Origin of the sequence: Bradyrhizobium sp. Arg237L (genome assembly GCF_029990105.1) — a bacterium.
Taxonomy (GTDB): Bacteria; Pseudomonadota; Alphaproteobacteria; order Rhizobiales; family Xanthobacteraceae; genus Bradyrhizobium.
Genome location: NZ_JAQMIL010000034.1, coordinates 30,707 through 50,574, shown reverse-complemented (window position 1 = coordinate 50,574; position 19,868 = coordinate 30,707). Strand labels below are relative to the sequence as shown.

Here is a 19,868-nt window from a genome sequence, read left to right as displayed (position 1 = left end):
TTAGCTTGACCATCGCTGGCGGTTGGGCGTGCGCGTGACATTGAACTTTCGGAGTAAGGATGGCGGAACTAAGGGCCGACGTCATTGTCCTGGGGGCTGGCATGGTCGGTGTCGGTGCCGCCTTGCATCTGCAAAAACGAGGCCGCGATGTCGTCCTCGTCGACCGGCACGATGCCGCTGGCGAGGAGACGAGTTACGGCAACACCGGCATCATCGAATGCGCCTCGGTTTTTCCTTACATGTTCCCGCGGGATTTCGGCGAGCTCCTCCGCTATGCGCTGAACCGCGCGCCGCAGGTGCGCTACCGCGTCGCCGACCTGCCGATCTTCCTGCCATGGCTCGCGCGCTATTATTTTGCCTCCTCGGCTGAGGGTGCGTTGCACAGCGCGCTCGCCGAGATGCCGCTGATCCGGCAGAGCCTGATCGAGCACGAGGCGTTGATTGCAGAAGCCGGCGTCCCGGAATTGCTGCGCAAGACCGGCTGGATCAAACTCTATCGCAGCAAGGCGACCTTCGCCAAGGCCGTGCGCGATACTGAGCGTGCGAAGCAATATGGCGTCACCAACGAAGTCCTCGATGCCAAGGGCATCGCCGCGCGCGAGCCGAACCTGTCGGGTGACTTCGCTGGCGCAGTATATTCGCCGGCGCCGGGCTCGGTCGCCGATCCCGGCGGGTTGGCAAAGGCCTATGCCGCGCTGTTCGGCCGCAGGGGCGGCCGCTTCTTTGTCGGCGACGCCCGCACGCTCGAACAATCCGGCGGACGATGGCGCGTGGCAATCAGCGAGGGCAGTGTGACTGCCCCCGAGGTGGTGGTCGCGATGGGCCCGTGGTCCGACCAGGTATTCGGCTTGCTCGGCTATTCGATCCCGCTTCAGGTCAAGCGCGGCTATCATTTGCACCTGAAGCCGGGCGGCAATGCCGTGCTCAATCATCCTGTGCTCGATTCCGATCTCGGTTATTGTCTGGCGCCGATGAACCGCGGCATCCGGCTGACCACCGGCGTCGAGTTCGCCCATCGTGACGCGCCGGCGTCCCCGGTCCAGGTCGAGCGGGCGGTGCCGCGGGCGCGCAACCTGTTTCCGCTCGGCGATCCCGTCGAGGCCAAGCCCTGGAAGGGCGCGCGGCCCTGCCTGCCCGACATGCTGCCGGTGATCGGCAAGGCGCCGCGCCACCCCGGGCTCTGGTTCGATTTCGGCCATCAGCACCACGGGCTGACGCTCGGGCCCGTGAGCGGCCGGCTGCTTGCGGAGATGATGACCGGCGAGACGCCGTTTGCGGATGCGAAGCCGTTTGCGGTGGAGCGCTTTGGTTGACCCTGGCAGGCGACGCCTGCCGCCTGCCACCATCGTCCCGCTTGCGTGACAAGCCCTCTCGCGGCGATACTGCACCACGGCATGATCCGTTCGAAGAATCGATTCCCGGGTCATGCGTCAACTGCATTGAGGAGCGGTCATGAAGGTCAACGTCGAAATAGATTGCACGCCGCTCGAAGCCCGGCAGTTCTTCGGCCTGCCGGATGTCGCGCCGATGCAGATGGCGGTCATGGAAAAGCTGCAGCAGCAGATGACCTCGAACATCGAGAAAGTCTCGCCGGAAGCTTTGATGCAGAGCTGGCTCGATCCCAAACTGGCCGAGCGTTTCCAAGACATGTTCGTGGCGATGGCCGGCCTCGGCAGCACCTCGAAGAAGGACAGGAAATAGATGACGGCCGTGGATGGCAGCCGTGAGGAGAGCGAACGCCGGCTGCGTCCACCGAACATCTGTCTGATGCTGGCCGAGGGCAGGGGCCTGTTCGAGTTCAATTCGAGCCTCCTGCTGCTGCCGCTCTTGATGCGCGCGCCGAAAGGGGACGGCCATCCGGTGCTGACGCTGCCGGGTTTCCTGGCGAGCGACCTGTCGATGGCGCCGATGCGGCGGTACCTGAAGGCGCTCGGCTATGACACCTATGCCTGGAGCCTGGGCCGCAATGTCGGCGGCCTCAGGCGGATGCGCGCGTCGCTGCGCGATCTGTTGCAGCGGATCAGCGACTCCACCGGGCGCAAGGTGAGCATCGTCGGCTGGAGCCTTGGCGGCGTCTATGCGCGTGACTTGGCGCTGAACGCGCCGGAGCTGGTGCGCTCCGTCATCACGCTCGCCAGCCCCTTTGCCGGCGATATCCGCGCCACCAACGCGACGCGGCTCTACGAGGCGCTGACAGGCGAGGGCGTGGATGACATTCCCGAGGTCCGGCAGGCGATCGCCGGCGACATGCCGGTGCCGACCACCTCGATCTACTCGCGCGCCGACGGCATCGTGAACTGGCGAACCAGCGTGCAGCGCCCGTCGGCAACGGCCGAAAATATCGAGGTGCTGCTCGCAAGCCATATCGGGCTCGGCGTTAATCCCGCGGCGCTCTGGGCGGTCGCCGACCGCCTGGCGCAGGCGGAGGGCGAGTTCAGGCATTTTGATCGGTCCGGCCCCTTTGCCATTGCCTATCCACCCTCGGAACAGGCACAATCCTGATCGACGCCGCAGCAAGCGGCCGTCCGAATGAGAGCGCCATCAAGGCGCCGCACGACAATCACCGGGAGGGAGCCATGGCCGACGCCAAGAAACTGTCGTCGCTGGACGCGTCGTTTCTCTATCTGGAAACGCCGGAAATGCCGATGCATGTCGGGAGCATGGCGATCTTCCGATTGCCCGACGACTACAAGGGCGACTTTTTCGAAGACTTCAAGGCGATGATCGCCTCGCGATTGCACATCGCGCCGATCCTGAAGTCGCGCCTGGAGAAGGCGCCGCTCGACATCGACCACCCTTCCTGGGTGGAGGACGATCAGTTCGACATCGACCGCCACATCTTCCGCGGCAGCCTGCCGGCGCCGCATGACCGCGCCACGCTGGAGCGCCTCGTCGGCTGGATCCACGCGAAGCTGCTCAATCGCGCCCGGCCCTTGTGGGAGTTCTATGTCTTCGAGGGCATGCAGAACAACGAGATCGGTCTCTATTCCAAGATGCATCATGCCTGCATCGATGGCGGCGCGGGTGCTGCGCTCACCAGCATGATCTACGACATCTCGCCGATCCCGAGGAAGGTCGACCCGCCGACCGCGCGGAAGGTCGCGCAAGAACCACGCGACATCGCAGCCAACCTGATCGATTCTTATCAGCAGCTCTGGACCCAGCCATTCGATGCCGCGGCGCCGCCAAGGACGATCGAGCTGCCGCGCTCGGGCAAGAGCGATCTCGGCTCGATCCTGTTCGACAACGCCATGTTCCAGATCGAGAACGCGATCAAATTCGCCAGCAGCGTGCCGGCGATGCTGAAAAGCGTGTCGGAGGTCATGACAAAGGTCTCGGATCCGAAATCGCGCGAAAGCCTCGCCAGCATGGTGTCGCCGCCGACCATCCTGAACAAGGCGATCTCCTCGGAGCGCAGCTTCGCCGGCACGTCGGTCTCGCTGTCGCGCGCCAAGGCGGTGGCAAAGGCGGCGGGCGGCAAGCTCAACGACGTGGTGCTGGCGCTCGCCTCCGGCGTGGTGCGCCGCCATTTGATCAGCCAGGGCGCACTGCCGAACAAGTCGCTGACGGCGGCGGTGCCGATCTCACTGCGCGAGGAGGGCAATACCGAGTCGAACAACCAGGTGTTCGGCATGATCTGCTCGATCGCGACCAACATCGAGGATCCCAAGGCGCGGCTGGAGGCGATCATCGCGCAATCCACCAAGGCGAAGGAGATGTCGCATCCGCTGCGGGCCTTCATGCCGCAGGTCTCCAATGTCTCGATGCTGGGCGCGCCGATCCTGGTGCAGATCCTGGCGCTGCTCTACAGCCGCTCGGACCTATCGAACGTGCTGCCGCCGGCGGCGAACATCACCGTCTCCAATGTGCCGGGGCCAAGACAGACGCTCTACGCCGCCGGCGCGGAACTGCTGCATATTTTCCCGGTGTCGATCGCGACCCACGGCCTTGCACTCAACATCACCGTGCAGAGCTATCGCGACCAGCTCGATTTCGGTTTCGTCGCCGGTGCCAACATCATTCCGCATGTGCAGGTTTTGTGCGACATGCTGCCACCCGAATTCGAGGCGCTGGAGGCGGCGTTCGTGCCGCCGCCAGCCGAGACCAAGAGCGCCGCTGAATAAGGATTGTCTCGATGATGGAAATGCCCCCGCTGCAATTCGCCCAGACCAACAGCATCCGCATGGGCTTCTATGAAGCCGGACCCAAGACCGACAAGCCGCCGATGGTGCTCTGCCACGGCTGGCCGGAGCTCGCCTTCTCCTGGCGCCACCAGATCAAGGCGCTGAGCGAAGCCGGCATCCGCGCGATCGCGCCGGATCAGCGCGGCTATGGCGTAACCGACCGGCCGGAGCCGGTCGAGGCCTATGATATCGAGCAACTGACCGCCGATCTCGTCGGCCTGCTCGATCATCTCCAGATCGACAAGGCCATCTTCGTCGGTCACGACTGGGGCGGCTTCGTCGTCTGGCAGATGCCGCTTCGGTATCCCGACCGTGTCGCCGGTGTGGTCGGCATCAATACCCCGCATACCAACCGTGCCTGGGCCGATCCGATCGAGCTTTTGCGCAAGCGGTTCGGCGAGCACATGTATATCGTCCAGTTCCAGGATCCCGCGCACGAGCCGGACAAGATCTTCGGCAGCCGGGTCGAGCAGACCTTTGATGCATTCATGCGCAAGCCGGCGCGGCGGCCCGATGCTCCTGCCGAAGAGGTCGTGGCCGGCGTCGGCGCCTCGCCGCGGCTCAACCTGGCCTTCCCGCAGATGATCGCGAATTACGATGCCGCGCACGATCCACGCACGCCGATCCTGTCGCCGGAAGAGAAACAGGTGTTCGTCGATGCCTTCACCAAGACCGGCTTCACCGGCGGCATCAACTGGTACCGCAACATGTCGCGCAACTGGCAACGCTCCGAAGGGCTCGATCACACCGTGCGGGTGCCGTCGCTGATGATCATGGCCGAGAACGACGCCGTGCTGCCGCCGTCCTCGGCCGACGGCATGGACAAGCTCATCCCGGACCTAGAGAAATACCTGGTCAGGGACAGCGGCCATTGGACGCAGCAGGAGAAGCCGGAAGAAGTCAGCGCCAAGTTGATCGAATGGCGTAGAAGGCGATTTGGGTGAACGCGCGCATCAAGCAACTCCGATCGTCATTCCGGGGCGATGCGCCAGCATCGAGCCCGGAATCCATTTCTCCGCCTGCGCATGCGGCCCGATGGATTCCGGGCCTGCGCTCCGCGCATCCCGGAATGACGGGATGAGATCGAGGCGAGATCAGGAGACATTCCCCACATGGCATCCGGCAACCGACTGAGTCCGATCCCGCATCCGCCGACCATGCCCGTGGTCGGCAACATGCTGTCGCTGGATTCGGCCGCGCCGGTGCAGCACCTGGTGCGGCTCGCCAAGGAGCTCGGGCCGATCTACTGGCTCGACATGATGGGCGCCCCGCTCGTGATCGTCTCCGGCCACGACCTCGTCGACGAGCTCTCCGACGAAAAACGCTTCGACAAGGCGGTGCGCGGCTCGCTGCGGCGCGTGCGCGCGGTCGGCGGCGACGGCCTGTTCACCGCCGACACCAGGGAGCCGAACTGGGGCAAGGCGCACAACATCCTGCTGCAGCCGTTCGGCAACCGCGCCATGCAGTCCTACCATCCGAGCATGGTCGATATCGCCGAGCAGCTCGTGAAGAAATGGGAGCGCCTCAACGCCGACGAGGAGATCGACGTCGTCCACGACATGACGGCGCTGACGCTCGACACCATCGGGCTCTGCGGCTTCGACTACCGCTTCAATTCGTTCTATCGCCGCGACTACCATCCCTTCGTGGAGTCGCTGGTGCGCTCGCTCGAGACCATCATGATGACCCGCGGCCTACCGCTGGAACGGCTGTGGATGCAGAAGCGGCGCAAGACGCTCACTGAGGACGTCGCCTTCATGAACAGGATGGTCGACGAGATCATCGCCGAGCGCAGGCGGAGCCAGGACGATGCCGGCGAGGGCCAGAAGGACATGCTGGCCGCGATGATGACCGGCGTCGACCGCGTCACCGGCGAGCAGCTCGACGACGTCAACATCCGCTATCAGATCAACACATTCCTGATCGCGGGCCATGAGACCACGAGCGGCCTGCTGTCGAGCACGATCTATGCGCTGTTGAAACACCCCGAGGTGTTGAAGAAGGCGTATGAGGAGGTCGACCGCGTGCTCGGCCCCGATATCAACGCCAAGCCGACCTATCAGCAGGTCACCCAGCTCACCTACATCACGCAGATCCTGAAAGAGTCGCTGCGGCTATGGCCGCCAGCTCCCGCTTATGGCATCGCACCGCTGCAGGATGAGACCATCGGCGGCAAGTACAAGCTGAAGAAGAATACCTTCATCACTGTCCTCGTGATGGCGCTGCACCGCGATCCCAGCGTCTGGGGACCGAAGCCGGACGTCTTCGATCCCGAGAATTTCAGCCGCGAGGCCGAGGCCAAGCGCCCGATCAATGCCTGGAAGCCGTTCGGCAACGGCCAGCGTGCCTGCATCGGCCGCGGCTTTGCGATGCATGAAGCGGCGCTCGCGCTCGGCATGATCCTGCAGCGCTTCAAGCTGATCGACGTTCATCGCTACCAGATGCATCTGAAGGAAACGCTGACGATCAAGCCCGAGGGCTTCAAGATCAAGGTGCGCACGCGCGAGGACAGGGAACGCGGCGCCTTCGCTGGGGCTGATGCGGCGGCATCGGCCGCGCCAAGGACGCCGCGGCCGAAACCGCGTCTTGGGCACAACACGCCGATGCTGGTGCTCTACGGCTCCAATCTCGGCTCGGCCGAGGAACTGGCGACGCGGATGGCCGATCTCGCCGAGGTCAATGGCTTCGACACCAGGCTCGGTCCGCTCGACGACTATGTTGGCAAGCTGCCGAAGGAAGGCGGCGTCCTGATCATCTGCGCCTCCTACAACGGCGCGCCGCCGGACAACGCGACGGATTTCGTCAAATGGCTCGGCAGCGATCTGCCGAAGGACGCGTTTGCCGGCGTGCGCTACGCGGTGTTCGGCTGCGGCAACAGCGATTGGGCGGCGACGTACCAGTCGGTGCCGCGGTTGATCGACGAGCAGCTCACCGCGCACGGCGCGCGCGCCGTCTATCCGCGCGGCGAGGGCGATGCGCGCGCCGATCTCGACGGTCAGTTCCAGAAATGGTTTCCGGCCGCCGCGCAGGTCGCGACCAGGGAATTCGGGATCGATTGGAACTTCACCCGCACGCCAGAGGACGAGCCGCTCTATGCAGTCGAGCCGGTGGCGCCGACCTCGGTCAACACCATCGTGGCGCAAGGCGGCGCGGTGGCGATGAAGGTGCTGGAAAATGCCGAGCTGCAGAACAAATCCGGCGCCAACCCGTCCGAGCGTTCGACGCGGCACATCGAGGTTCAACTGCCGCCCGGCATCGCCTACCGCGTCGGCGATCACTTGAGCGTGGTGCCGCGCAACGATCCGACGCTGGTCGACCAGGTCGCGCGCCGCTTCGGCTTCCTGCCAGCGGACCAGATCCGGCTGCAAGTGGCGGAAGGCCGCCGCGCGCAGTTGCCGGTCGGCGATGCGATCTCGGTCGGGCGATTGCTCACCGAATTCGTGGAACTGCAGCAGGTCGCAACCCGCAAGCAGATCCAGATCATGGCCGAGCATACGCGCTGCCCGGTCACGAAGCCAAAGTTGCTCGCCTATGTCGGCGATGACGACGCATCCGGTGAACGTTACCGCAGCGAGGTGATGCGCAAGTGCAAATCGGTGTTCGATCTCCTGGAGGAACATCCGGCCTGCGAATTGCCGTTCCACATCTATCTCGAAATGCTGTCGCTGCTGGCGCCGCGTTACTATTCGATCTCGTCCTCGCCGTCAGGCGATCCCGCGCGCTGCAGCGTCACTGTCGGCGTGGTGGAGGCGCCGGCAAGTTCGGGCCGCGGCATCTACAAGGGTATCTGCTCGAACTATCTTTCCGGCCGCCGCGTCGGCGACACCATTCATGCCACCGTGCGCGAGACCAAGGCCGGCTTCCGGTTGCCGGACGATGCGTCGGTGCCGCTGATCATGATCGGCCCCGGCACGGGCCTGGCGCCGTTCCGCGGCTTCCTGCAGGAGCGCGCGCATCGGAAGTCGCAAGGCGCCAATCTCGGGCCGGCAATGCTGTTCTTCGGCTGCCGCCATCCCGATCAGGATTTCATCTATGCCGATGAGCTGAAGGCGTTCGCGGCCGATGGCGTCACTGAGCTGCACACCGCGTTCTCGCGCCTCAACGGCTCCAAGACCTACGTGCAGGACCTGGTTGCCGCGCAGAAGAACCGCGTCTGGGACCTGATCGGGAAGGGCGCGATCATCTATGTCTGCGGCGACGGCAGCAAAATGGAGCCGGACGTCAAGGCGACCTTGATGTCGATCCATCGCGAGCACAACGGTGACAATGCCGACGCGGCCCCGCGCTGGATCGAGGACCTCGGCGCGAAGAACCGCTACGTGCTCGACGTCTGGGCAGGCGGATAGCCGCGACTTGTAGGGTGGGCAAAGCGAAGCGTGCCCACCATTGCGGGTAGAATGCTGGACGGTGGGCACGCTTCGGTTTGCCCACCCTACGCAGCTTGGTCGGTACCGACAATTCGACGTCACGCCGCCTTTGCCGCAGCCCCATGTGCGTGCTGGTCGATGGCGTCGATGATCTCCGGCCACATCGGGATCGGCAATGCGTGACCCATGCCGTCGATCATCAGGAGCTTAGCGCCCGGGATCGACGCCGCGGTGTCCTTGCCGCCGGCCGGGTGCACCAGCGGATCGACGGTGCCGTGGATGACGAGCGTCGGCGCTTTCACCGCGCTCAGGCGTTGCTTGCGGCTACCGGAGGCGAGAATGGCGCGGAGCTGGCGGCCGACGCCGGCGGGATTGAGGCCGCGTTCATAGGTGCGCAGCGCCCGCGAACGATCGAGCGCCTCGTCCTCCGGGAAGGAACCGACGCGCAGGATCTTCCAGGTCTTGGCGAAGCGCTCGACAAATTCGTCCTTCGTCCTTGGCGGCGGCGCCATCAGTACCGCGCCGGCCTCGCGAGTCGGCGGCGGGATCTTCGGATTGCCTGTCGTCGACATGATCGAGGTGAGCGAGCGCACCGCCTGCGGAAAGGAGATCGCGACTTCCTGCGCGATCATGCCGCCCATGGAGGCGCCGACCAGATGCGCTGACTTCAGCCCGAGCCCATCCATCAGGCCGACGGTGTCCTTGGCCATGTCGATCAGTCTGTAGGGTGCGGCGACGGGGATCCCGAACAGACGCAGTCTCAGCATTTCGAACGCCGTCAGCCGCTTGCCGCCGGTGAGCTTGCCGGATTGGCCGATGTCGCGGTTGTCGAAGCGGATCACGCGAAAGCCGCGCGCGGCAAGCTGTTCGCAGAATTCGTCGTCCCAATGGATCATCTGGGCGCCGAGCCCCATGATCAGCAGCATCGGTTCGGCGCTCTCGTCGCCAAAGATCTCGTAGCAGATGTCGATGCCATTGGCGCGGATCATCTGCGGCGGCCGGTGGGCGAGGGTGGTCACGGGGCGTCCTCGGCTGGGTTCTCGAGCAACCACTCTATGCCACGCTTTGCCGCGGCGCAGAAGCTTTCTGGCGCGGCGTCCAATGTCAACCTGGGTTGACCGGCTGCCTGCAACGGTGTGGTATGGAGAGCAAAGAGAGGCGTGGCAAGCGCTCGTAACCATTTGGGAGAGCGCCAATGGCCGACAAGGGCAACGATCCCGCCGTTATCTGGCAGACGATGATCGGCGAGATGGAAAAGGGATTCAATTCCTTCGCCAACAAGGCAATGGGAACGCCGGAATTCAGCCGGCTGGTGAACCAGGCCGGCGGCGTCGCGGCCGGTGCGCAGAAGCAGTTCGTCGAGTTCATGGAGAAGTATCTCGTGAGCATGAACCTGCCGAGCCGGGCGCAGCTCGTCGGCATGGCCGAGCGCCTGCAATCGATCGAGGGCCAGCTCAACGAGATCAAGGCGATGCTGAGCCAGATGAACCGCAGCGCAGGCAATGCGGAAAGCGCGACAGCCAGCAAGCCGTGGCCGCCGCGTACCAAACGTCCGCCTGCGGAGAAAGCGCAAAAATGAACGCGCCTTCAATGGATGCGTCCTTGGGGATCGATGCAGCGTCGATCGCGGAGCGCATTCAGTCTGAGGTGCAGCGCGCGATCCAGCGCAGCATCAAGGGCGTCGAATATCTGTCGACCTCCGGCCCTGCGCTCGGCTCCACGCCAAAGGACGTGCTGGCCAGCCGCGGAACCATGCAGCTCTACCACTACCGACCGCTGGCGGACGAAATCTACCGCGTGCCGGTCCTGATCGTGATGGCCACCACCAATCGCGGCTATATCCTCGACATGGTGCCCGGCCAGAGTTTCATCGAATTCCTGCTCAAGCGCGGCTACGACGTCTACATGCTCGACTGGACCGCGCCGAAGCCGGAAGAGAAGAATCTCAGGATGGAGGACTACGTCCTCGACTTCATTCCGGACTGCGTCCGCCGGGTGCAGCAGGATTCCGGCGAGACCGATGTCTCCGTCATCGGTTATTGCTTCGGCGGCGTGCTGTCGCTGCTTTATGGCTCGATCTTCCACGACGGGCCGATGAAGAATTTGATCTGCTTCACCACACCGATCGACTTCCGCGAGATGACGCTGTTCTCGAACTTCTCCGACCGGCGCTATTTCGACGTCGACCGCCTGATCGACAGCGTCGGCAACATGCCGCCCGAACTGATCCTGTCGTCGTTCGAGATGCTGCGGCCGGCCTCGCGCGCGGCAAGCCAGGTGCAGCTCTGGGACAACATCTGGAACGACGAGTTCGTGAAGTCGTACCGGATGTTCGACCGGTGGGCGACCGACACGCTGCCGCTCGCCGGCGATTATTTCCGGACCATCACCAAGGACCTGATGTGGGACAACAAGCTCTATAACGACGCCATGTCGGTCGGCGGGCGCGCGGCGAAGCTTGCGAACGTCAAGGTGCCGATCCTGCACGCGGTCGCCGAGCATGATCACATCGTGCCTTATGAGGCGGCGCGACACCTGATCGCGAAAGTCGGCTCGACCGACAAGGAGGAGGTGGCCCTCAAAGGTGGCCATGTCAGCCTCGTTGCCGGCGCCAATGCGATCAAGCGGCTGTGGCCGAAACTGGATTCCTGGCTGGGGATGCGATCGACATGAGTGAGACACGTTCCTATCCACGGCGCGTCAAGACCGAGGCCGGCGAGATCGAATTCCGCCTGATGTCGCGCGCCGACGAAGCCGCGGTGCTGGCTTTCGCGCAAAAGCTGCCGACGCATGATTTGCTGTTCCTGCCGCGCAACATCAGCGAGCCGAAAGTGCTATCGGCGTGGCTCAACGAGATCGACCGCGGCGACATCGTGAGCTTGCTCGCGCTGCGGGATGGCGTCGTGGTCGGTTGCGGCACGCTGGTGCGCGACCGCCACTCCTGGTCGCCCCATGTCGGCGAGATCCGGATGGTGGTATCGCCAGACGTCCGCGGGCAGGGGGCGGGGCGGGCGCTGTCGCAGGAGACTTTTGCCATTGCGCTCAGCGCTGGCCTCGAGAAGCTCTCGGTGCAGATGACGGTCGACCAGCGGAGCGCGATTGCCCTGTTCGAGGGCCTCGGCTTCCGGGCCGAGGCGCTGCTGCGCGACCATGTCCGGGATGCCGCCGGCGCGACCCACGACATCGTGGTGCTCGGGCACAATGTGGCGCAGGTTCGGGCACAGATGGAGGCCTACGGCCTGCCCGGGGCGGTCGAGCCGCAGGTTTGACCAGCCTGCCGCCCGCCGTACGGGCAGATCGCCTGATATTTTCACTGTTCACGGATTTGTGATATTGCATTGCAACATATATATTGCGATGCACCATTAACCATGGCATAAGGATGACGCCCTGGGCCAGATTTGGACGGGGTGAGCCCATAGCTCTAACCGAGGATGGAGAGACCCTATGACTACTGAGACCAATTCCGTTTTTGATAGCGTCAAGCAGGCCTTTGCGCCTGTGACTGAAGCTTTTAGCAAGCTGCAGAACCTGGAAGTGCCGGAAGCCGCGCGTGAGTTCGTGAAGAAGCAGGCCGAGACCGCCAAGGTTCGCGCCGCCGACCTGCACGCCGGCTCGGAGAAGGTGACCGCCGTGATCGAATCCGCCGTTGCCGGTTCGGTTTCCGAGGCCGCCAAGATCAGCCGCAATATCCAGGAGGCGTTCTATCAGGACGCGGAAGCGTTCTTCAACGGTATCGACAAGCTGGCTTCCGCCAAGTCGCTGAACGAAGCGGTGCAGATCCAGTCGGACCTGGTGCGTGCGCGCGGCGAAGTGTTCGTCTCGCGGACCAAGGCTGCGACCGAATATGTCGGCAAGCTCGTCACCGAAGGTGCGAAGTCCGCGCAGGACAATTTCGCCAAGGTCTACACCAAGACCGCCTGATTGCGTCAAGCCTACCAACTTTGGTTTTCCGAAGGGCCCGCCGGTTGCGGGCCTTCTTTTTTGAGTTCCGTTTCCATACATCGTCGATGTTGCGCTCTCCGTCATTGCGAGGAGCGGTAGCGACGAAGCAATCCATCTCTCCCGCCTTGAGACATGGATTGCTTCGCTTCGCTCGCAATGACGGCTACTGTGTCTCGACATGAATCTTTGCGCGAAAGCGTCATGACCCTTCCCGCCACCTTCACCATCGCCACTCCCGCCGACGCGATCCGCGCGGCGGAGTTGCGGCGCGTGAAGTGGCTGGCGACCGGGGTGTTAGCTGCGACGTTCGTGCTGTTCCTCGTCGCGAAAGCGCTGTTGCCCGTGCATCCCGTCTTCGGCTTCATCGCGGCGTTTGCAGAGGCTGCCACGATCGGCGGGCTCGCCGACTGGTATGCGGTGGTCGCCTTGTTCAAGCGTCCCCTGGGATTGCCGATCCCGCACACCGCGATCATCCAGAGCAATCAGGGCCGCATCGCCGAGAAGCTCGGCGAATTCATCGAGAAGAATTTCCTCGAAGCAGGGCCGGTGGAGGCCAAGCTGCGCGAGATCGATTTCGGCGCCTTCATCGCCGACTGGCTGCGCGACCGCAAGCGCTCGACCGATCTCGCCCGCTTCGTGCTGGGCCTTTTGCCGGAGGCGTTTTCGGCGACGGAGAATTCGGGGTTGATGAAGTTCGTCAGCCGCCGTGTCACCGCGCAACTGCTGGCGATCGATCTGGCGCCGCTTGCCGCCGGCACGCTACGCGGCTTTGTGCAGGAGGGAAAGCACGAGGGCCTGCTCGACGACATCCTGCGCGTCCTGCACCAGACGCTGACGACGAAGGAGACCATGGCTGTCATCCGCGACAAGGTCCGCGCGGAAATGCCGACGCTCTTGAGACTCTACCGCGCCGACAAATTTGTCGTGAACCGGATCATCGCTTCCGCGACGAAATTCTTCGAGGAAGTCCGTGACGATCCGAAGCATCCGTTCCGCGGCGAGTTCGACCGCATGCTGCTGTCGTTCGTCGAGCGGCTCGGCAGCGATCGCGCCTTTGCCGATCGCATCAACCGATTGAAGCGCGATCTGCTGGCGCGGCCGGAGCTGGAAGGCCTCGCGCGCAACATCTGGTCGAACCTGAAGGACTTCATCGAGCGCAGCGCCTCGGGAGAGACGCAGGTGCTGCAGCAGTATCTCGCCAGGATGTTCGTGGAGGCGGGCGAGGCGCTGGCTGGCGACGCCGAGTTGCGCGCCGAGATCAACGAGGGATTGGTCGCGATCCTCCGGACGGTGGTCGCCGACCAGAAGAGCGGCGTTTCGACCTTCATCGCCGATCAGATGAAGGCCTGGGACATGCAGCAATTGATCTCTCTGCTCGAGATCAATGTCGGCAGGGACCTGCAATATATCCGCTTCAACGGCTCGCTGATCGGCGGCCTTGCCGGATTGATCCTGTACACCATCGAATACCTGCTGCGGCTCGTGTGACAGATCGGGCACGCGGGCGTTTTTGTTGTGATCTGTGTGATCTGGTTCGCTTGAAAGAAGAAGGCCGTTTCCCTAGCTTTAATTGCCCGTTGATCCATTGGCCGGCTGCTGCAACGCGAAGGCCGGCGCGAAGGAGATAGCATGTCCCTTGCCGCAGAGACGCTTCGCCCGCCGTCCAGGACGCTGATGCTGTTGGAAGGGCGCGCCATCCATGAACTCGGCGCCTTCCTCGGCGCCCTGCCGCTGTTGAGCCTCGCGCCGCGCGGCGATGGTCATCCGGTGCTGGTGCTGCCCGGTCTTGTCGCATCGGATCTCTCGACGCGGCCGCTGCGCGAGTTCCTGAGCAGCAAGGGCTATGCGGTGAGCGGCTGGCGTCAGGGCCGCAATCTCGGCCTGCGTACGGGCGTGCAGCAGGGGATGGTCGATCTCCTGGAGGAGATGAACGACAGCCATGGCCGCAAGGTCTCGCTCGTCGGCTGGAGCCTTGGCGGCCTCTATGCGCGCCAGCTCGCCAAGATGATGCCCGAGCGCGTGCGCCAGGTGATCACGCTCGGCAGCCCATTCGCCGCCGGGCCGAAATCGACCAACGCCTGGCGCGTCTACGAGATCGCGAGCGGCCGCCGCGCCGAAGAAGAGGATCCACGCTTCGGCGGATCGCTGGCCGGCGCGCCTCCGGTGCCGACCTCGGCGATCTTCAGCCGCACCGATGGCATCTGCGCCTGGCAGGGCTGCCGCGAACAAGCCTCGGCGATGTCGGAAAGCATCGAGGTCGAAAGCAGCCATTGCGGCATGGGCCACCATCCCGCCGCCGTCTACGCCGTCGCCGATCGTCTGGCGCAGCGCGAAGGGGAGTGGGCGCCGTTCGATCGGAGCGGCTGGCGCGCCATGGTTTATCCTGATCCGAACCGGTAGATTCCGGGCCTCATGGTTCTCAAGGCGATGCGAAGCATCGTCCGGAGACGCGCGTTCCGCGCTCCTCACCATGAGGGGCTGACAGCTTGCGCCTTTGCCAGACCTCATCCCGAGGAGGCCGCGTAGCGGCCGTCTCGAAGGATGAAGCCCCACCGCCCACCACAAGCAACGTTGTCGCACCCGCGCGAAACGCGGTATGCGTGGACGCATGCCGCAGCCGCTTGACCGCATCATCGACCAGTTGAAGCGCGAACCGTCGCGCACCGGCTCCATCGTCATCACCGTGTTCGGCGACGCCATCGTGCCGCGCGGCGGCTGCGTGTGGCTCGGCACGCTCCTGGATTTCTTCGCCTTCCTCGACATCGACGGCGGCGTGGTGCGAACCGCGATGTCGCGGCTCGCCGCCGACGGCTGGGTCGAGCGCAACAAGGTCGGCCGCAACAGCTTCTACCGACTGAATGAGAAAGGGCGGCAAACCTTCGACACCGCGACCAGGCATATCTATGACCCGCCGCCGTCGGACTGGACCGGGCGTTTCGAATTGCTGCTGATCGGCAATGGCGAGGATCGCGACGCCGCGCGCGAGGCGCTGAAGAACGCCGGCTTCGGCAGTCCGCTGCCGGGCGTGTGGGTCGCGCCGTCGGGCGTGCCAATCCCGGAGGAGGCCTCTAGCGCCATCCGTCTGGAAGTCTCGGCCGAAGACGAGAACGGACGGCGACTGCTCAGCGAGAGCTGGCCGCTCGATCGCACCGCGGATGCGTATCAGAAATTCATCAGGACGTTCGAGCCGCTGCGCGGCTGGCTTGTGCGCGGCGAGGAACTCACGGATGCCGACGCTTTCACCGCCCGCATCCTCCTGATCCATTACTACCGCCGCGTGGTGCTGCGCGATCCGCTGCTGCCGACCGCGCTGTTGCCAAGGGATTGGCCGGGGAGTGCAGCGCGAAAGCTCTGCGGCGAAATCTATCGCGGCGTGCTTGCCTTGTCCGAACAATGGCTTGACCGGCATGCGACCACTGAGAATGGGCCGTTGCCGAAGCCCAGCGTGGAACTTTCGCGGCGGTTTGACGATGCGTGAATATGTTACAAAAATACTTGCAAGAATTGGAATTTTGATATAGATCAAGGACAATAAAATTCGGGAGGTCGGCCATGTACACGCAGGCGCTGAATACGTCTGACGCAGATGACCGCAATATCGAGGACGCGGCGCGCGCCGCCGCGTTTCAGGCGCGCATCGATGCCGACGATCGCATCGAGCCGAACGACTGGATGCCCGCGGCCTATCGCAAGACGCTGACGCGGCAGATTTCCCAGCACGCCCATTCCGAAATCGTCGGCATGCTGCCTGAGGGCAACTGGATCACGCGCGCGCCGACACTGCGCCGCAAGGCTGCGCTATTGGCAAAAGTACAGGACGAATGCGGCCACGGGCTCTACCTCTACGCCGCCGCCGAGACGCTCGGCACCTCGCGCGAAGAGCTCGTCGACGCGATGCTGACGGGCAAGGCCAAGTATTCCTCGATCTTCAACTATCCGACGCTGACCTGGGCCGACATCGGCACCATCGGCTGGCTGGTCGACGGCGCGGCGATCATGAACCAGATCCCGCTGTGCCGCTGCTCCTACGGCCCTTACGCACGGGCGATGATCCGCGTCTGCAAGGAGGAGTCGTTCCATCAGCGCCAGGGCTTCGAGATCATGCTGACGCTGTGCCGGGGCACCGACGAGCAGAAGGCAATGGCGCAGGATGCGCTGAACCGCTGGTGGTGGCCGGTGCTGATGATGTTCGGCCCGCCCGACAAGGTGAGCCAGCACAGCGACACCTCGACGAAATGGAAGATCAAGCGCTTCTCCAACGACGAGCTGCGGCAGAAATTCGTCGACGCGACCGTGCCGCAGGCGCAATTCCTGGGCCTCACCATTCCCGACCCCAAGATGAAGCAGGACGAAGCCGGCCACTGGGTGCCGGGCCCGATCGACTGGGAGGAATTCAAGCAGGTGCTGGCGGGTAATGGCCCCTGCAACCGCGATCGTCTCGCGGCGCGTCGCAAGGCGCATGACGCGGGTGCCTGGGTGCGCGAGGCGGCGGCTGCTTACGCCGAAAAGCGCAAGCGCCGGCAGTTCGCACAGGCAGCCGAATAGGGAGGCCGAGATGGCCACGCCGAATAGTCCGCTATGGGAAGTCTTCATCCGCAGCCGCAACGGCCTTGCGCACAAGCATGTCGGCTCGCTGCATGCCGCCGACGCCACGCTGGCGCTGCAGGCCGCGCGCGACATCTACACCCGCCGCGGCGAGGGCCTCTCGATCTGGGTGGTGCCGTCGAGCGCGATCACTGCCTCCGACCCGGCCGAGAAGGGCATGATGTTCGAGCCGGCGGAGTCGAAGATTTACAGGCACCCGACGTTTTACGACGTGCCCGAGGAAGTCGGGCATATGTAGCCGTCATTGCGAGCGAAGCGAAGCAATCCATGTTGCCACTTGCCGAGACGTGGATTGCTTCGTCGCTTCGCTCCTCGCAATGACGAGTGAACAAGCAGGTGGATCGCCATGGCCGTTGCAAATGTTGAAATCTCCGAAACGCCGCTCGTGCTTTACACGTTGCGGCGCGCCGACGATGCGCTGATCCTCGGCCACCGCCTGTCGGAATGGTGCGGACACGCGCCAACGCTGGAAGAGGACATGGCGCTTGCCAATATGGGGCTCGATCTGCTCGGACAGGCGCGCGAGCTCTATACCTACGCCGCCAGGGTCGAGGGCAAGGACAACGACGAGGACAAGCTCGCCTATCTGCGCGACGTCAGGCAGTACCGCAATCTCCTCCTGGTCGAGCAGCCGAACGGCGATTTCGCACGCACCATGGTGCGGCAGTTCTTCCATGCTGCCTTCGCCGATCTCTACTGGCGTGCGATGATGCAGTCGAAGGATGCGACACTCGCGGCGATCGCGGCGAAATCCGAGAAGGAGAGCGCCTATCATGTCAGGCATTCGTCGGAATGGATCATCCGGCTCGGCGACGGCACCGAGGAAAGCCATCACCGCGCGCAGACCGCGATTGATGATCTCTGGTCCTTCACCGGCGAGATGTTTTCCGTCGATGGCTCCGAGCACGGCCTGATCGACGCCGGTATCGCGGTCGATCCGGCGCCGCTGCATCCGCAATGGCTGAAGACGATCACCACTGTGGTGAACGAGGCGACGCTTCGCTTACCCCAGAGCAACTGGATGCAGCAGGGCGGCCGCAGCGGCCGGCACAGCGAGCATCTCGGCCATCTCCTTAGCGAATTGCAGTCGCTGCAGCGAACGTTTCCGGGGGCGACATGGTGACCGCGGTCATCAGCGACGCCGATCTGCGCCGGCGCGCCTGGGACGCGGCTGCGCAGGTGGTCGATCCCGAAATTCCCGTCCTGACCATCGCCGATCTCGGTGTGCTGCGCGATGTCGCCGTTCTTGACGGGCAGGTCGAGGTCGCGATCACGCCGACCTATTCCGGTTGCCCCGCCATGAACATGATCGCGCTGGAGATCGAGCTGGCGCTGGAGCGCGAGGGCATTCGCAGCCCGAAAATCCGCACCGTGCTGTCACCGGCCTGGACCACCGACTGGATGAGCAAGGACGGCCGCCGCAAGCTGAAGGAGTACGGCATTGCGCCGCCGCTGCCCGGCAGCTCGCGCCGCGCGCTATTCGGCCAGCAGCACGTAGCGTGCCCGCAATGCGGCTCCGAAGACACCGAACTCCTGTCCGAATTCGGCTCGACCTCCTGCAAGGCGCTGTGGCGCTGCAGGAGCTGCCGCGAACCGTTCGATTACTTCAAGTGTCATTGACCATGTCGCTCGCACCCCGCTTCCATCGCCTTGCCGTCCACGACTTGCGCCGCGAGACGGCGGACGCGATATCGATGACGTTTGCGATCCCGAAGGAGCTCGCAAGCGATTACAGCTTTGCGCCCGGCCAATACCTGACCCTGCGCACGATGCTGGACGGCGAGGAAGTGCGCCGATCCTATTCGATCTGTTCCGGCCCCGATGATGGCGAGCTGCGCATCGCCGTGAAAAAGGTCGATGGCGGCGCGTTTTCGAACTGGGCCGCCGAAGACCTTAAAACCGGCGACGAGCTCGACGTGATGACGCCGACCGGCCGCTTCGGCGTTGCGCCGGCACCGGAGGAGGCGCGGATCTATGTCGGCTTTGCCGCGGGAAGCGGCATCACGCCGATCCTGTCGATCATCAAGGGCGTGCTGGCGCGCGAGCCGCAAAGCCGCTTCTTCCTGTTCTACGGCAATCGCTCGACCTCAGGCATGCTGTTCCTCGAAGAGCTGGAGGAATTGAAGGATCGCTTCATGCAGCGGTTTTCGCTGTTCCACGTGATCTCAGGCGAGGAGCAGGATATCCCGATCCTGCATGGCCGGCTCGATGGCGAGAAGGTGAGGGTGCTGTTGCGCTCGCTGGTGCCGGCCGCAAGTGTCGATCACGTCTTCATCTGCGGCCCGATCGGGATGAGCGAAGAGATCGAGGTAACCTGCCGTGAACTTGGCCTCGGCGATGACAAGATCCACGTCGAGCGTTTCGTCTCCGAGTTCGGCGGCAAGCCGCGGCCGAAAAAGATCGTGGAGCCGGGCGCGCCGCCGAAGGCGATGGCCTCACTGATCATCGACGGCAAGCGCCGCGAGGTGCCGGTAGCGGATGGTGAGGCCATCCTCGACGCGGCGCTGCGCGCGGGCATCGACCTGCCCTTCGCCTGCAAGGGCGGCATGTGCTCGACCTGCCGCGCCAAGCTCGTCGAGGGCAAGGCGGAGATGGAGCTGAATTATTCGCTGGAGCCCTGGGAATTGCAGGCCGGGTTCATCCTGACCTGCCAGGCGCGGCCGTGCTCGGACAAGGTCGTCGTAGATTACGACCACGTATAGAGCTTTAAGTCGCGTTGACACGCAGGGCAGTGCGTCTCACAAATAATGCCAAGAGGTCCATTCAA

At 64.1% G+C, this 19,868-nt stretch carries 19 protein-coding genes; 18 read left to right on the top strand and 1 reads right to left on the bottom strand.

The window, feature by feature from the left end:
- Window positions 1-59 precede the first annotated feature (59 nt).
- The 6 genes from OZ411_RS21450 to OZ411_RS21425 all read left to right on the top strand — a co-directional run bounded on the left by OZ411_RS21450 (window position 60) and on the right by OZ411_RS21425 (window position 8,530).
- Window positions 60-1,313: an FAD-dependent oxidoreductase gene (locus tag OZ411_RS21450; RefSeq protein ID WP_282529555.1), complete on the top strand. Its 1,254-nt coding sequence runs from the start codon at window positions 60-62 to the stop codon at window positions 1,311-1,313.
- Window positions 1,314-1,452: 139 nt separating this feature from the next.
- Window positions 1,453-1,701 (top strand): DUF6489 family protein, encoded by a 249-nt coding sequence (locus tag OZ411_RS21445; RefSeq protein ID WP_282529554.1) that lies wholly within the window; start codon window positions 1,453-1,455, stop codon window positions 1,699-1,701.
- On the top strand, window positions 1,702-2,502 hold the full coding sequence (locus OZ411_RS21440; RefSeq protein WP_282529553.1) for an alpha/beta hydrolase: 801 nt from the start codon (window positions 1,702-1,704) through the stop codon (window positions 2,500-2,502).
- A 74-nt stretch (window positions 2,503-2,576) separates the two neighbouring features.
- Window positions 2,577-4,124, top strand: coding sequence for a wax ester/triacylglycerol synthase family O-acyltransferase (locus OZ411_RS21435; RefSeq protein WP_282529552.1), 1,548 nt, complete (start codon window positions 2,577-2,579; stop codon window positions 4,122-4,124).
- 11 nt (window positions 4,125-4,135) lie between these two features.
- Window positions 4,136-5,128, top strand: coding sequence for an alpha/beta hydrolase (locus OZ411_RS21430; protein WP_282529551.1), 993 nt, complete (start codon window positions 4,136-4,138; stop codon window positions 5,126-5,128).
- Window positions 5,129-5,296: 168 nt separating this feature from the next.
- Window positions 5,297-8,530, top strand: a complete 3,234-nt coding sequence (locus tag OZ411_RS21425; protein WP_282529550.1) for a cytochrome P450 — start codon at window positions 5,297-5,299, stop codon at window positions 8,528-8,530.
- A gap of 119 nt (window positions 8,531-8,649) precedes the next feature.
- Here the strand turns inward: OZ411_RS21425 and OZ411_RS21420 are convergent, their stop codons facing one another.
- The gene (locus OZ411_RS21420; RefSeq protein WP_282529549.1) at window positions 8,650-9,570 is read right to left on the bottom strand and encodes an alpha/beta hydrolase; all 921 of its coding nucleotides are present in this window, start codon (window positions 9,568-9,570) and stop codon (window positions 8,650-8,652) included.
- 176 nt (window positions 9,571-9,746) lie between these two features.
- Here OZ411_RS21420 and OZ411_RS21415 point away from each other — a divergent pair, with 176 nt between their 5' ends.
- The 12 genes from OZ411_RS21415 (at window position 9,747) to paaE (ending at window position 19,803) form a co-directional block, all read left to right on the top strand.
- A complete protein-coding gene (locus tag OZ411_RS21415) occupies window positions 9,747-10,130 on the top strand; it encodes a hypothetical protein (protein ID WP_282529548.1) in 384 nt (127 codons plus the stop codon).
- A gap of 11 nt (window positions 10,131-10,141) precedes the next feature.
- Window positions 10,142-11,224, top strand: coding sequence for an alpha/beta fold hydrolase (locus tag OZ411_RS21410; RefSeq protein ID WP_282529583.1), 1,083 nt, complete (start codon window positions 10,142-10,144; stop codon window positions 11,222-11,224).
- Window positions 11,221-11,820 carry a GNAT family N-acetyltransferase gene (locus OZ411_RS21405; RefSeq protein WP_282529547.1) on the top strand — a complete coding sequence of 200 codons (600 nt, stop codon included), beginning with the start codon at window positions 11,221-11,223 and terminating at the stop codon, window positions 11,818-11,820. The genes OZ411_RS21410 and OZ411_RS21405 overlap by 4 nt, the downstream gene beginning before the upstream one ends.
- A gap of 178 nt (window positions 11,821-11,998) precedes the next feature.
- Window positions 11,999-12,475, top strand: coding sequence for a phasin (locus OZ411_RS21400; RefSeq protein ID WP_130580810.1), 477 nt, complete (start codon window positions 11,999-12,001; stop codon window positions 12,473-12,475).
- Between the two features lie 222 nt (window positions 12,476-12,697).
- The gene (locus OZ411_RS21395; protein WP_130580811.1) at window positions 12,698-13,984 is read left to right on the top strand and encodes a DUF445 domain-containing protein; all 1,287 of its coding nucleotides are present in this window, start codon (window positions 12,698-12,700) and stop codon (window positions 13,982-13,984) included.
- A 141-nt stretch (window positions 13,985-14,125) separates the two neighbouring features.
- Window positions 14,126-14,896, top strand: a complete 771-nt coding sequence (locus OZ411_RS21390) for an alpha/beta hydrolase (protein ID WP_282529546.1) — start codon at window positions 14,126-14,128, stop codon at window positions 14,894-14,896.
- Between the two features lie 208 nt (window positions 14,897-15,104).
- Window positions 15,105-15,974: a phenylacetic acid degradation operon negative regulatory protein PaaX gene (paaX, locus tag OZ411_RS21385; protein WP_282529545.1), complete on the top strand. Its 870-nt coding sequence runs from the start codon at window positions 15,105-15,107 to the stop codon at window positions 15,972-15,974.
- Between the two features lie 74 nt (window positions 15,975-16,048).
- Window positions 16,049-17,041, top strand: a complete 993-nt coding sequence (gene paaA / locus OZ411_RS21380; RefSeq protein WP_282529544.1) for a 1,2-phenylacetyl-CoA epoxidase subunit PaaA — start codon at window positions 16,049-16,051, stop codon at window positions 17,039-17,041.
- Between the two features lie 10 nt (window positions 17,042-17,051).
- Entirely contained in the window at window positions 17,052-17,339 is a 288-nt protein-coding gene (paaB, locus tag OZ411_RS21375; RefSeq protein ID WP_027581720.1) for a 1,2-phenylacetyl-CoA epoxidase subunit PaaB, read from the top strand.
- Window positions 17,340-17,447: 108 nt separating this feature from the next.
- Window positions 17,448-18,224 (top strand): 1,2-phenylacetyl-CoA epoxidase subunit PaaC, encoded by a 777-nt coding sequence (gene paaC, locus OZ411_RS21370; RefSeq protein ID WP_282529543.1) that lies wholly within the window; start codon window positions 17,448-17,450, stop codon window positions 18,222-18,224.
- Window positions 18,218-18,721: a 1,2-phenylacetyl-CoA epoxidase subunit PaaD gene (paaD, locus tag OZ411_RS21365; protein WP_282529542.1), complete on the top strand. Its 504-nt coding sequence runs from the start codon at window positions 18,218-18,220 to the stop codon at window positions 18,719-18,721. The genes paaC and paaD overlap by 7 nt, the downstream gene beginning before the upstream one ends.
- Before the next feature lie 2 nt (window positions 18,722-18,723).
- The gene (gene paaE / locus OZ411_RS21360; RefSeq protein WP_282529541.1) at window positions 18,724-19,803 is read left to right on the top strand and encodes a 1,2-phenylacetyl-CoA epoxidase subunit PaaE; all 1,080 of its coding nucleotides are present in this window, start codon (window positions 18,724-18,726) and stop codon (window positions 19,801-19,803) included.
- The last annotated feature ends 65 nt before the right edge of the window (window positions 19,804-19,868 follow it).

Coding starts and splice junctions, on each gene's coding strand:
- OZ411_RS21450 (WP_282529555.1), top strand. CDS start 60: ATGGCGGAACTAAGGGCCGACGTCATTGTCCTGGGGGCTGGCATGGTC.
- OZ411_RS21445 (WP_282529554.1), top strand. CDS start 1,453: ATGAAGGTCAACGTCGAAATAGATTGCACGCCGCTCGAAGCCCGGCAG.
- OZ411_RS21440 (WP_282529553.1), top strand. CDS start 1,702: ATGACGGCCGTGGATGGCAGCCGTGAGGAGAGCGAACGCCGGCTGCGT.
- OZ411_RS21435 (WP_282529552.1), top strand. CDS start 2,577: ATGGCCGACGCCAAGAAACTGTCGTCGCTGGACGCGTCGTTTCTCTAT.
- OZ411_RS21430 (WP_282529551.1), top strand. CDS start 4,136: ATGATGGAAATGCCCCCGCTGCAATTCGCCCAGACCAACAGCATCCGC.
- OZ411_RS21425 (WP_282529550.1), top strand. CDS start 5,297: ATGGCATCCGGCAACCGACTGAGTCCGATCCCGCATCCGCCGACCATG.
- OZ411_RS21415 (WP_282529548.1), top strand. CDS start 9,747: ATGGCCGACAAGGGCAACGATCCCGCCGTTATCTGGCAGACGATGATC.
- OZ411_RS21410 (WP_282529583.1), top strand. CDS start 10,142: ATGGATGCGTCCTTGGGGATCGATGCAGCGTCGATCGCGGAGCGCATT.
- OZ411_RS21405 (WP_282529547.1), top strand. CDS start 11,221: ATGAGTGAGACACGTTCCTATCCACGGCGCGTCAAGACCGAGGCCGGC.
- OZ411_RS21400 (WP_130580810.1), top strand. CDS start 11,999: ATGACTACTGAGACCAATTCCGTTTTTGATAGCGTCAAGCAGGCCTTT.
- OZ411_RS21395 (WP_130580811.1), top strand. CDS start 12,698: ATGACCCTTCCCGCCACCTTCACCATCGCCACTCCCGCCGACGCGATC.
- OZ411_RS21390 (WP_282529546.1), top strand. CDS start 14,126: ATGTCCCTTGCCGCAGAGACGCTTCGCCCGCCGTCCAGGACGCTGATG.
- paaX (WP_282529545.1), top strand. CDS start 15,105: ATGCCGCAGCCGCTTGACCGCATCATCGACCAGTTGAAGCGCGAACCG.
- paaA (WP_282529544.1), top strand. CDS start 16,049: ATGTACACGCAGGCGCTGAATACGTCTGACGCAGATGACCGCAATATC.
- paaB (WP_027581720.1), top strand. CDS start 17,052: ATGGCCACGCCGAATAGTCCGCTATGGGAAGTCTTCATCCGCAGCCGC.
- paaC (WP_282529543.1), top strand. CDS start 17,448: ATGGCCGTTGCAAATGTTGAAATCTCCGAAACGCCGCTCGTGCTTTAC.
- paaD (WP_282529542.1), top strand. CDS start 18,218: ATGGTGACCGCGGTCATCAGCGACGCCGATCTGCGCCGGCGCGCCTGG.
- paaE (WP_282529541.1), top strand. CDS start 18,724: ATGTCGCTCGCACCCCGCTTCCATCGCCTTGCCGTCCACGACTTGCGC.